The 11,967-nt window shown below is 68.8% G+C and carries 11 protein-coding genes (1 of these 11 running past the window's edge); 8 read left to right on the top strand and 3 right to left on the bottom strand.

Features of this window, described 5'->3' with window-relative positions; genetic code table 11:
- From JI746_RS02455 to JI746_RS02430, 6 genes are all read left to right on the top strand, one after another.
- On the top strand, window positions 1-188 hold the final stretch of the coding sequence (locus JI746_RS02455; RefSeq protein WP_236599480.1) for a gluconokinase. It extends 316 nt beyond the left edge of the window; 188 of the gene's 504 nt are visible here — the last part of the coding sequence; its start codon lies off the left edge, out of view; the stop codon is at window positions 186-188.
- On the top strand, window positions 185-685 hold the full coding sequence (locus JI746_RS02450; RefSeq protein ID WP_201687180.1) for a TRAP transporter small permease: 501 nt from the start codon (window positions 185-187) through the stop codon (window positions 683-685). Before JI746_RS02455 ends, JI746_RS02450 begins: the two co-directional genes overlap by 4 nt.
- 5 nt (window positions 686-690) lie before the next feature.
- A complete protein-coding gene (locus tag JI746_RS02445; RefSeq protein WP_201687179.1) occupies window positions 691-1,983 on the top strand; it encodes a TRAP transporter large permease in 1,293 nt (430 codons plus the stop codon).
- A 41-nt stretch (window positions 1,984-2,024) separates the two neighbouring features.
- Window positions 2,025-3,047: a TRAP transporter substrate-binding protein gene (locus JI746_RS02440; RefSeq protein ID WP_201687178.1), complete on the top strand. Its 1,023-nt coding sequence runs from the start codon at window positions 2,025-2,027 to the stop codon at window positions 3,045-3,047.
- Between the two features lie 146 nt (window positions 3,048-3,193).
- Window positions 3,194-4,186 carry an acrylyl-CoA reductase family protein gene (locus JI746_RS02435; protein WP_201687177.1) on the top strand — a complete coding sequence of 331 codons (993 nt, stop codon included), beginning with the start codon at window positions 3,194-3,196 and terminating at the stop codon, window positions 4,184-4,186.
- 57 nt (window positions 4,187-4,243) lie between these two features.
- Complete coding sequence (locus JI746_RS02430; protein WP_201687176.1) at window positions 4,244-4,909, top strand: hypothetical protein; 666 nt, start codon at window positions 4,244-4,246, stop codon at window positions 4,907-4,909.
- Window positions 4,910-4,939: 30 nt separating this feature from the next.
- Here the strand turns inward: JI746_RS02430 and ligD are convergent, their stop codons facing one another.
- Window positions 4,940-7,534 (bottom strand): DNA ligase D, encoded by a 2,595-nt coding sequence (gene ligD / locus JI746_RS02425; protein ID WP_201687175.1) that lies wholly within the window; start codon window positions 7,532-7,534, stop codon window positions 4,940-4,942.
- A gap of 90 nt (window positions 7,535-7,624) precedes the next feature.
- On the bottom strand, window positions 7,625-8,698 hold the full coding sequence (locus JI746_RS02420; RefSeq protein WP_201687174.1) for a ferritin-like domain-containing protein: 1,074 nt from the start codon (window positions 8,696-8,698) through the stop codon (window positions 7,625-7,627).
- 224 nt (window positions 8,699-8,922) lie between these two features.
- Between JI746_RS02420 and JI746_RS02415 the strand changes: the two genes are divergently transcribed.
- Window positions 8,923-9,420: a hypothetical protein gene (locus tag JI746_RS02415; RefSeq protein WP_201687173.1), complete on the top strand. Its 498-nt coding sequence runs from the start codon at window positions 8,923-8,925 to the stop codon at window positions 9,418-9,420.
- Complete coding sequence (locus JI746_RS02410; RefSeq protein WP_201687172.1) at window positions 9,417-10,265, top strand: hypothetical protein; 849 nt, start codon at window positions 9,417-9,419, stop codon at window positions 10,263-10,265. The genes JI746_RS02415 and JI746_RS02410 overlap by 4 nt, the downstream gene beginning before the upstream one ends.
- A 507-nt stretch (window positions 10,266-10,772) precedes the next feature.
- On the opposite strand, the gene metK is transcribed toward JI746_RS02410, so the two are convergent.
- Window positions 10,773-11,954, bottom strand: a complete 1,182-nt coding sequence (gene metK, locus JI746_RS02405) for a methionine adenosyltransferase (RefSeq protein ID WP_201687171.1) — start codon at window positions 11,952-11,954, stop codon at window positions 10,773-10,775.
- Between the last annotated feature and the right edge of the window lie 13 nt (window positions 11,955-11,967).

Raw genomic sequence — 11,967 nt, 5'->3', positions numbered from 1 at the left:
CCGCCGCGCAGCAGCGCGTGGCCAGCCGCGGAACGCACTTCTTCTCCGCCAGCCTGGTCGACAGCCAGTTCGCCACCCTCGAATCGCCCATCGGCGAAGCCGGCGTGCTGCGGGTCGATGCGCTCGAGCCGCTGGCCGACCTGCGCCGCCAGGTGAGCGCCTGGCTGCGCGCCACGGAGACCCCATGAACACACCGCTCGCCCACGGCCGCTTCCAGCGTGTCACGCACTGGCTGATGGCCGCCTGCCTCGGCGTGATGGCCGTCGCCGTGTTCATCAACGTGGTGCTGCGCTATGGCTTCGGCAGCGGCATCGCCGCCAGCGAGGAACTCTCGCGCCTGCTGTTCGTGTGGATGGTGTTCATCGGCGCCACGGCCGCCTACCCCGCCGGCGAGCACATGGCCTTCACCTCGCTGGTCGGAATGCTGAAGAACCGGCCGGCGGCGCTGGCCTGGATGACGGTGCTGATCCGCCTGCTGGTGCTCCTGGCGTGCGTGCTGGTCGCCTGGGGCGCGTGGCAGCAGGTCGTCGTGGGCATGGACAGCACGTCCGTGGTGCTCGGCTACCCGGCGGCCTTGCTGCCGCTGCCGGCCTTCCTCAGTTGCGCCGTGATCGGCGTCATGGCCTTGATCGAGCTGGTGCGGCGCGACCCGCTGGTCCTCGACCACGGCGCGGAAGTGGAGTGAGCCCCATGTCGCCCGAAGGACTCGCCTTCATCGTCTTTTCCGCCGGCATGCTGGTGCTCATGGGCCTGGGCATGAACATGGCGCTGGCGCTGGTGCTCACCGGCGCCGGCATGGCCTGGGTCCTCGGCTTCTGGGACACGCAGCTGCTGGCGCAGAACCTGGTGGCCGGCGTCGACAGCTTCCCGCTGCTGGCCGTGCCCTTCTTCATCCTGGCCGGCGAGCTGATGAACTCCGGCGGCATCAGCCGCCGCATCATCGCCATGGCGCAGGCCTGGGTCGGCCACATCCGCGGCGGTCTGGGCTTCGTCGCGATCGGCGCGGCGGTGCTCATGGCCTCCATGAGCGGCTCGGCGCTGGCCGACACCGCGGCGCTGGCGACCATCCTGCTGCCGATGATGAAGAAGGAGGGCTATCCGCTCGCCACATCGGCCGGCCTGCTCGCCTCCGGCGGCATCATCGCGCCCATCATTCCGCCGTCGATGCCGTTCGTGATCTACGGCGTCACGACCAACACCTCGATCTCCGCGCTGTTCCTCTCCGGCATCGTGCCGGGCCTGATCATGGGTGCCGGCCTGCTGATCACGTGGAAGCTGCTGCTGCGCAGGATCGACCTGCCCTCCGGCGAGCCGCTGCCGATGCGCGATCGCCTGCGTGCCACTGCCAAGGCGTTCTGGGCGCTGCTGATGCCGCTGATCATCATCGGCGGCATGAAGAGCGGCGTGTTCACGCCCACCGAAGCCGCGGTGGTGGCCGCCTTCTACGCGCTGGTGATCTCGCTGTTCGTGCACCGCGAAATGAAATGGCTGGAGATCGGCCCGGTGCTGGTGCGCGCGGCCAAGACGACCTCGATCGTCATGTTCCTGTGCGCCGGCGCGCAGGTCGCCAGCTACATGATCACGCTGGCCGACCTGCCGGCGGTGCTCACGGGCTGGCTGGGCCCGCTGGTGCACAGCCCGCGCCTGCTGATGGCCGTGATGATGGTGGTGCTGGTCCTGATCGGCACCGCGCTGGACCTCACGCCCACCATCCTGATCTTCGGCCCGGTGATGCTGCCGATCGCCGTCAAGGCCGGCATCGACCCCGTCTACTTCGGACTCATGTTCGTGCTCAATGGCGCGATCGGCCTGATCACGCCCCCGGTGGGCACCGTGCTGAACGTGGTGGCGGGCGTCGGCCGCCTGTCGCTGCACCAGGTGATCAAGGGGGTGAACCCCTTCCTGCTGGTCTACACGCTGATCCTGGCGCTGTTCGTCGTCTTTCCCCAATTGGTCATCGCGCCGGTGGCGTGGATGCGCTGACCGCTCATTCCCTTCCGTTTTTCATCAAAGAGAGGCATTCCATGCACATCCTTCGTCGCACGATCCTCGCGGCCGCCGCCGTGAGCGCGCTGCTGGCCTCCGGTGCCGGCTTCGCCGCGGACATCAAGCCGCGCCTGATCCGCTTCGGCTACGGCCTGAACGAGGCCAGCAACCAGGGCCGCGCCGTCAAGTTGTTCGCCGAGCAGGTCGAGAAGGCCTCGCAGGGCAAGATGAAGGTGCGCGCCATCGGCGCCGCGGCGCTGGGCTCCGATGTCCAGATGCAGCAGGCCCTGATCGGCGGCGCCCAGGAAATGATGGTGGGCTCCACCGCCACCCTGGTGGGCATCACCAAGGAAATGGCGCTGTGGGACACGCCCTTCCTGTTCAACAACACGAAGGAAGCCGACGCGGTGCTGGATGGTCCGATCGGCACCAAGGTGATGAACAAGCTGCAGGACAAGGGTCTGGTCGGCCTGGCGTACTGGGAGAACGGCTTCCGCAACCTGACCAACAGCAAGCGCCCGGTCACGAAGATGGAAGACCTGGACGGCATCAAGCTGCGCGTGATGCAGAACAACGTCTACCTGGACTCCTTCAAGATGCTGGGCGCCAACGCGATCCCGCTGCCCTTCTCGGAGCTGTTCAGCGCGCTGGAGACCAGGACGGTCGACGGCCAGGAGAACCCGTACAACACCATCCTGTCGTCCAAGTTCTACGAGGTGCAGAAGTACCTGACGATCTCCAACCACGTGTACAGCCCGTGGATCGTCACGGTGTCGAAGAAGTGGTGGGACGGCCTGAGCAAGGATGAACAGAAGATCCTGGCCGACGCCGCCCGCGCCAGCCGCGACTTCGAGCGCAAGGACACGCGGGAGGAGGGCGCCAAGGCGCTGGCCGACCTCAAGGGCAAGGGCATGCAGATCAACGAACTGTCGCCTGCGGAAGCCGGCCGCATGCGCGACAAGCTGACCAAGGTGAACGCCTCCGTCGCCAGCAACGTCGGGATGGATCTCTGGAAGGAGACCCAGGACGAACTGGGCAAGATGCGCGGCACGGCGAAGTAAGCCTGCGCGCTCCGCGACGAAGCCGCCCCCCGGGGCGGCTTTTTCGTAGGCTGGCGGTGAGCGCGCGCAGCGCCGAACCCCAGCGCTTGCGCGCAGCGCTGGGGTTCCGCTATCGATCCACCGCCAGCCTACGCTAAGCTGCGTCCATGGACCCCTTCAAGGCTTACCTGATCGAAGGCTCGCCCGAATCCGTGCGTGCCGGCTTCACGCAGCTTGCCGAGGCGCAGCTCGATCCCGGCGAGGTGACCGTGCGCCTGCAGTACGCCAGCGTGAACTACAAGGACGCGCTGGCCGCCACCGGAAAGGGCCGCATCATCCGGCGCTTCCCCTGCGTGGGCGGCATCGATGCGGCCGGCGTGGTGGAGTCCTCCAGCTCGCCGCGCTTTCGCCCCGGCGACGCGGTGGCGGTGCACAGCCACGGCTTCGGCGTCTCGCACCACGGCGGCTATGCGCAATGGGCGCAGGTGCCGGCCGACTGGGTGAACGCGCTGCCCGCCGGACTCACGCCGCTCGATGCCGCCACCATCGGCGTCGCCGGCTACACGGCGGCCCTGGCGGTGGACCTGATGGAGTTGAACGGCATCGCCCCCGCGCGCGGCCCGTTGCTGGTCAACGGCGCCACCGGTGGCGTGGCGAGCATCAGCATCGACATGCTGGCGCGCCTGGGCTACGAGGTGGTGGCCGTGACCGGCAAGCCGGCCGAGGCCGGCTACCTGAAGGAGCTGGGAGCGGCGAGCGTGGTCGCGGCGTCCGGGCTGCAGACCGGCTCGCGGCCGCTGGAAAGCGCGCAGTGGCAGGGCGCCGTCGATTCCCTGGGCGGCGAGCCGCTGGCCGGCCTCATTCGCACGACGCAGAAGGACGGCGTGATCGCCAGCATCGGCAATGCGGCGGGCATCGCATTTTCCAGCACGGTGATGCCCTTCATCCTGCGCGGCGTGCGCCTGATCGGCGTGAATTCGGACAACGACGTGCCGCTGCGCGAACGCCTCTGGCAGCGCCTGGCGACCGACCTGCGCCCGCGCCACCTCGAACGCATCCGCAATGTCGTCCCCTTCGAGGCGCTGCCCCGGGTGATCGAGGAGGTGATCGCCGGCCGCAACCGCGGGCGCAACGTCATCTCGCTGCAGGACGCAGCGTGAGGACCTCCCCCAGGAGTCGCGTTGACAGCCCCGGGGGCGCTGGCATACCCTGACTCCATGACGGCAGTCCCTTCCCCCACGGCCGAAGCCGCCCGTTACGCGCTGCTGCGGCGACTCGCGCCGTCGTTCCGCCACCACCTGGTGGTCAACCTGCAGCCGATCGGCATGATCTGCGAGGTGATGGACCGGCGCCTGCGCGCCGCCGTGCCGGACCTCGCCCACGTGCAGGACAGCGTCAACAAGATCAACGGCTTCGCCAAGTCGGCGCTGCACTCCTGCGTCGACGTGGTGGGCTGGCTGAGCCCCGACGATGGCGCCACCGTGCCGGTGCAGGAGGCCGCGCGCGAGTGCGCGGCGCTGCTGGCCACCAGCCTGAGCTTTCGCGGCTACGCATTGCGCAACGAGGTGTCCGAGCTGCCGGGGGTGGTTCCGCGCGCCGGTATCCGCACGCTGCTGACGGGTGTGCTCCTGCACTGCACCGACCACGTGCCGCCGCCGGCGGACCTGATGCTCAGGGCCACGGCCGAAGCGGACGCCGCCTGCCTGCACGTCGAAGTGCGCAGCAACGACGGCGACAACAGCTTCCGCAGCGAACCCAATTACCGCACGCTCGCCTGGCAGGACCTCGAGGCGCTGGCCGCGGCCGACGGCGTGCAGCTCACGCGCGACGGCCAGCGCGTGGAGCTGCGCCTGCCGTGGTCCGCCGCCCCCGCGGCGGCCTGACGCGCCCCGCCGGCGCGCCGCGCGAGGCGATCAGGGCGTGAACCCCAGCTTCTTCATCGCCGCCTGCAGGGTGGCGCGGCTGTCTTCATAGTCCGCCCAGGGCGCGTTGCCCTGGTCCAGCCGCTGGTGCGCCGTGGCGACCGTCCAGTGCGCACCGCCCTTGAGCGCCGGCAGTTCGTCCCAGCGCACGGGCACCGAGATCCCCAGGCCCGGGCGTGAACGCGCCGACCACGCGCAAGCCGTGGTGGCGCCGTAGCCGTTGCGCAGGTAGTCGATGAAGATGCGCCCCACACGGTTGTTCGCGCCGCTCTTGGCCACGAAGCGGTCCGGCAACGTGCGCGCGAGGTGCTGCACCACCGCCTGCGAGAACGACTTGACCGTGTCCCAGTCGAGGGACTTCTTCAGCGGCACGACCAGGTGCAGGCCCTTGCCGCCGCTGGTCTTGAGGAAGCAGGGCAACTGCAGTTCGTCCAGCAGCGTGCGCACCAGTTGCGCCGCTTCCTGGATCTGCGGCCAGCCGACGCCTTCGCCCGGGTCGATGTCGAAGGTCATGCGATCCGGCTTGTCGATGGCGGTGCGCACGCCGTTCCAGGTGTGGATCTCGATCACGTTCATCTGCGCCGCCGACAGGATGCCTTCGGGCTTCGCGATGTACACCATGGGCGGATGGCCGGGGAAGATCGCCGGATCGAGCGGCTCCACGCCCGCCATCTTGTAGCGGTCCAGGTGCTTCTGGAAAAAGAGCTGCCCCTCGACGCCGTCCGGCGCACGCACCATGGCGATCGGCCGGTCCTTCAGGTGCGGCATCATCAGCGGCGTGACCAGCGCGTAGTAGCGCACCAGGTCGATCTTGCGGATGCCGCTTTGCGGGTCGATCACGCGGTCGGGGTTGCTGATGCGCAGCGTGGGCGGCAGCGTGCTGGCCGCGTGCGCAGCGGGTTCTGCGGCCGCCCCGGCCTTCTCGACTGCCTTCTTCTTCGCCGGCTTGCCCGCCTTGGTGGCAGGCTGGTCCGGCGGTGGCGCGTGCAGCACGGGTTCCTGGCCGATCGCGTCGGCCGGCTTGTCGCTGCGCAGGCCGTGGAACACCGAGTGGCGGATCTTGCCGTCGCGCGTCCATTCGCCGAAGGAGACTTCGCAGACCAGCTCGGGCTGCACCCAGTGCGCGCCGCGCGGGAGGCCGGTGCCGGTCTCGAAGGGGCTGCGTTCGCGCGCGATGGCGTCGAGCCGCCGGCGCAGGTCGGCGAGCGTCCGCTCGTTGAAGCCGGTGCCGACGTTGCCGGCATAGCGCAGGGCGCCGCCTTCGTCGTGCACGCCCAGCAGCAGCGAGCCCACGCCGGTGCGCGCGCCTTTCGGGTCGGTGAAGCCGCCGATCACGAATTCCTGCCGCAGCTTGCACTTCAACTTGATCCAGTCGCTGGAGCGCCGGCCGACGTAGGCCGAGCCGCGCCGCTTGGCGATCACGCCTTCCAGGCCGAGGCGGCAGGCCGACTCGAGCATCTCTTCCGGTTTCGCATCGAACTCGGCGCTGAAGCGCACGTTCGCATGCGGCTTGCGCTCCACGATGCGCTGCAGCACGGCGCGCCGTTCCTCCAGCGGCACGTCGCGCAGGTCCTGCCCGGCGCAGAAGGGCAGGTCGAACAGGTAGTAGACGATCTGGTCGGTGCGCGCGCTGTCGAAGGCGCCCTGCAGCGCCTGGAAGTCCGCGGGCACGTCCTCGGCCGGCATGATGATCTCGCCGTCGTACCAGCCGTCCGGCAGGTCCATGCTGCGCAGGGCCTTCAGCAGGCCGGGCAGCCGCGACGTCCAGTCGTTGCCGTTGCGCGTGACGAGCGCGATCGCTCCGCCTTCGACGCGCGCCAGCATGCGGTAGCCGTCGAACTTGATCTCGAACAGCCATTGCTGCGGCTGCGCCGGCGGCTCGTCCACCAGCACCGCCAGTTGCGGCTGCAATTCCTTGGGCAGCTTGGCCGGTCGGGCGCCTTCGGGCGGCCCCGAGCTGGCGGCGGAAGGCGCGCTGCCGGATGCGGCATCTGCACTGGCACCCGGCGCGCTGGCGGCTGCGGGCCTGTCCTCCAGCTCCTTCACGCTGTCCGGCATCTCGTCGACCACGCTGAATTCGGTGGCCGGCTGCGCGAAGGGATCGCGCTCCTTGATCAGGAGCCACGGATCCTCGCGGCCGTTGCCGCGGCCCTTCATGCGCACCAGCGTCCAGTGGCCGTGAAGCTTGTGCCCGCGCAGCTCGAACTTGAGCTTGCCGTCGCGAAAACCCTTGTGCGGGTCCTCCAGCGGATGCCAGGTGCCCTTGTCCCAGATGATCACCTTGCCGGCACCATAGTTGCCGGCGGGAATCTGGCCTTCGAAGCGCTTGTACGCGATGGGATGGTCCTCGGTGGGCATCGCCATGCGCTTGTCGTTGGGGTCGAAGCTGGGGCCCTTGGGCACCGCCCAGCTCTTCATCGTGCCTTCCAGCTCCAGCCGGAAGTCGTAGTGCAGCCGCGAGGCCCAGTGCTTCTGGACGACGAAGCTGCGGGCGTCCTCGTTCGCCTCGCCGCCGGCCGCCGGTTCCGGCGTGGCGTCGAAGTTGCGTTTGTCGCGGTATTTCTGGAGTGCGCTCTTTTCGGCCATGGGAGGTTGGGCGTCGGGCGTTGAGCGTCAAGCGTAAAGGCTTTTCACGCTCAACGCCGTACGCCCAACGCTCAACGCGCAAGCGCGCGCTTACGCGCTGCGGAACTGGTCGCGCATCATCTTCACCTGGTCATGGTTGCGCTGGACCCCCTGGTACTGGCGCTCGATGACCGTGCGGACGTTGGCGGGCAGGTTCTTCTGCAGCGCCTTCATGTAGCGGGCCTTGGCATTGTCCTCGCCGCGCTCGCATTCTTCCAGCACCGCCTTGTCGTCGTAGGTGCTCAGCTTCGACTTGATGGAGACCCAGCCGCGGTGCATGGCGCCCAGCGTGCTGCCGCCTTCCTCCGCGTCGTGGCCACATTCGCGCAGCAGCCGGTTCAGTTCGTCGGCGCCGCGGCGGCAGTCTTCCGCGCGCTGCTGGAGCATGGACTTCAGGTCCTGGCGCGTGGCCTGTTCGGCGCACTCGCGGAAGCCGTACTCGCCATCCTTGCTGCACTCGACCAGATCCTTCAGCACGTCGATCACGTCGCCGCGGTCGCCGTCGCCGTTGCCCGCCGTCTGCATCGAGCCGACCATGCCGGCCGCACCGGTGCCCGAGGGAGTGCCGGACGGGCCCATGCCGCGCAAGCCGGTGTTGCCGCCGTCGGGCGTGCCCATGCCGGCACGGCCCATGCCCGTGCTGTAGTTGCGGTACTGCTCGTCGGCGCGCTGGTAGGCGGCACCGGCGGCATGGCTGGCGCGGTCCCAGTTCAGGGTGGAGTTGCCGCGATTGCTTTCCCACTCGGGCGCCAGCCGCGGCTCGACCGAGGTCCACGAGTCTTCATAGCGGTCGCGGCCCGACAGGCCGAGCCGGTAGGCCGGCCCGTAGTCGTCGAAGCTGCGGCCCTGCTCGTAGTACGGCTCCTTGTGGTAGTTGTCGCGCCAGAAGGCTTCCTCGGCGGTCGGGTTCACCGCTTCGCCCGCGGCCTTGCCGGCGAGGCCGCCGACCACCGCGCCGACCACGCCCCCGATCGCCGCGCCCACCGGGCCCGCGATCGCACCGGCGGCCGCGCCGGCAACGCCACCGCCCGCGGCGCCCAGGCCGGTGCCCACCGGGTGCGCTCCGGGCTCGTCGGTGATCGGGTCACGGTTCAGGTCGCGGTCTTCGCGTTCTTCAGCAGCCATTGTTCGCTCCTTGCTCTCTTGGATGGATGAAAAGGTCCTGCCATCGATCTTGGGGCGCAGGCCGAGCCACACCGTCGGGCGACGGACCCCATCCGCTGTAGGACGGTTCGGGCGAGCGGCGCGCGAGCGCGTACAAGGCTGAGCGCACGCACAGGCGGACACAACACCGTCCTACACGGGCGCCGCGGCCGCTGCCCCACGCTGTGCCGAACCGGGTGACACCCATGAAATACTCACTGCGCAAGACGCCTTCCCACCTCCACCTCACGTACAAGTACGGCGAGGCGAATGGAGGACTTCTCGGTCGCAACCTGATGCTCGAAGTCGAGGGCAACGTGCTCACGCTCGAGGTCGACCTGTCCGCGAACCTGCTGGCCCGCAACAAGCAGTCGGCCTGGTACCTGGACGCCATCAGCCTGTCGACCAACTACCACAAGCTCAAGTCGCTGCAGTGCCCGGACAACCTGGTGCGGGCGCGGCTGATCCGCATCTGGGACGGCATGCAGGAGCCGAAGCTGCGCATGCGCCTGGTGCTCAATCCGCGCGGGCGCTACCTGTACGAAGTGGCGCCGCATTCGCTGTTCATGGGCGGCATCCAGCTCGACGTCCAGGCCTTCCTGGAAGAAGAGTCCGAGACCACCTCCGCCGAAACCGAAACCACCTCCACCGAAACCGAGGCTGCGCCGATGGCGGAAGCCGACCCCCACAGGAAACACGCATGATGCGCACCCAAAGACTCGCCCGCTGGTTCGCCGGCGTGGGCACCGCCTGCCTGCTGGCGTTCAGCAACATCGCGGCGCACGCCGACGCGGGCAGCCTGCGCGCCCGGTACGACGAGCTCAAGCCCCAGCTGCAAAGCAACTCGTACGGCCGCGAACTGTTCATCGATTCCTCGCAGGCCAGCAACTCGCTGCAGGGCGACGTCTACGCCGTGCTGGACCACCCGTACGACAAGGTCAAGGAAGCGCTGCAGGACCCGAATGCCTGGTGCGACATCATGCTGCTGCCCTTCAACACCAAGGCCTGCCAGGCGGGCGGTGGCCGGCTGGCCGTGCGCATCGGCCGCAAGTACAACCAGCCGGTGGAGGAGGCCTACCGCCTCGACCTCGGATTCCAGCGCGCGGCCGCCGGCCCCGACTTCCTGGAGACGCGGCTGGGCGCCGGGCAGGGTCCCTTCGGCACGCGCGACTACCGCATCGTGGCGGAGGCGATCCCGCTGGATGGCGGGCACACGTTCATGCACCTGAGCTACGCGTACGGGTATGGCGGCACGGGCAAGTTCGCGATGCAGGCCTACCTGGCCACGGCCGGCGCCAACAAGGCGGGCTTCACGTCGGGCGGCATGCGTGGCGCGATCGAGCGCAACGCGATGCGCTACTACCTCGCCATCGACGCGTACCTGGACACGATGGAGCTGCCGGCGGCGCAGCGCGTGGACCAGCGCATCAACAAGTGGTTCGCCGCGACCGAACGCTATCCGCGCCAGCTGCACGAGATGGACCGCAACACGTACGTCGAGATGAAGCGGCAGGAGTACGGAAGGCAGACGACGGCGTCGGTGCAGTAGATTTTCGTCATCCCGCGCGGGCAATGCACGTACGGTGAAGGTCCGGCGGCTTCGCGCGCCGGACTTCCCCGGAAAATCGGGCCTGCCGGCACGCGCAACATAACTTCCTCCAGGTTTGCCCCCGGTGCTTCGCGCCCCACGTGCGTCATTCCCGCGGAGGCGGGAATCCAGGGCGTTGGAAACTCGCCGCGCGCGGCGAGCATCGGGAGCCCTGGATTCCCGCCTTCGCGGGGATGACGTGAGAGGGCGCGGGGATGAGGGGAGAGGGCGCGGGGATGACGGGAGAGGGCGCGGGTGTGACGGGAGAGGGCGCGGGGATGACGGATCCCCACCGGCGATCCGTAGGCTGGCGGTGAGCGCCGAAGGCCGTGTCCCGCACCGTGCGCCAGCCGCCACGACGATCGGCCGCGCCCGGATGCCACGTACGCGACCACCGGAAAACAAAAGAGGGCGCCGTAGCGCCCCTCTGGGTTCCCGCCTGCGCGGGAATGACGAAGCCGAACCGGTTCAGCGAATCCCGGCCGCAGCGCGCAGCGCCCCCGCCTTGTCCGTCCGCTCCCACGTGAACTCCGGCTCCTCGCGGCCGAAGTGGCCGTAGGCGGCGGTCTTCGAGTAGATCGGACGCAGCAGGTCCAGCATCTGGATGATGCCCTTCGGGCGCAGGTCGAAGTGCTCGTTCACCAGTTGCGCGATCTTGTGGTCGGGGATCACGCCCGTGCCTTCGGTGTAGACCGTCACATTCATCGGCCGGGCGACGCCGATCGCGTACGCGACCTGGATCTGGCACTGGCGCGCCAGGCCGGCGGCCACCACGTTCTTGGCCACGTAGCGCGCAGCGTAGGCGGCGGAGCGGTCCACCTTCGAAGGGTCCTTGCCCGAGAAGGCGCCGCCGCCGTGCGGGCAGGCGCCACCGTACGTGTCGACGATGATCTTGCGGCCGGTCAGGCCGCAGTCGCCCTGCGGGCCGCCGACCACGAAGCGGCCGGTGGGGTTGATCAGGTAGCGGGTTTCCTTGAGCCACTCCTTTGGCAGCACCGGCTTGATGATCTCCTCGATCACCGCCTCGACGAAGGCCGGCTTCATCTTGTGGCCGTCGCTCATCTCGGGGCTGTGCTGCGAGGACAGCACCACCGTGTCGATGCTGTGCGGCTTGCCGTCGACGTAGCGCATCGTGACCTGCGACTTGGCGTCCGGGCGCAGGAAGGGCAGGCGGCCATCCTTGCGCACCTGCGCCTGGCGCTCCACCAGCCGGTGCGCGTAGTGGATCGGCGCGGGCATGAGCACCGGCGTCTCGTCGCAGGCGTAGCCGAACATCAGGCCCTGGTCGCCGGCGCCGGTGTTCAGGTGGTCGTCGGAGGCGTGGTCCACGCCCTGGGCGATGTCGTTGGACTGCTTGTCGTAGGCGACCAGCACCGCGCAGCCCTTGTAGTCGATGCCGTAGTCGGTGTTGTCGTAGCCGATGCGCTTGATCGTGTCGCGCGCGACCTGGATGTAGTCGACGTGCGCGTTGGTGGTGATCTCGCCGGCCAGCACCACGAGGCCGGTGTTGGCCAGGGTCTCGGCGGCGACGCGGCTGCGCGGGTCCTGCGCGAAGATGGCGTCGAGGATCGCGTCCGACACCTGGTCGGCCAGCTTGTCGGGGTGCCCTTCGGACACGGATTCGGAGGTGAAAAGGAAGTCGTTCGCCATTTGAATAAACTCC

The organism is Ramlibacter alkalitolerans (genome assembly GCF_016722765.1).
Taxonomy (GTDB): Bacteria; Pseudomonadota; Gammaproteobacteria; order Burkholderiales; family Burkholderiaceae_C; genus Ramlibacter; species Ramlibacter alkalitolerans.
Note: the sequence above shows the minus strand (reverse complement) of the source record. Positions and strands in the feature narration are given on the sequence as shown.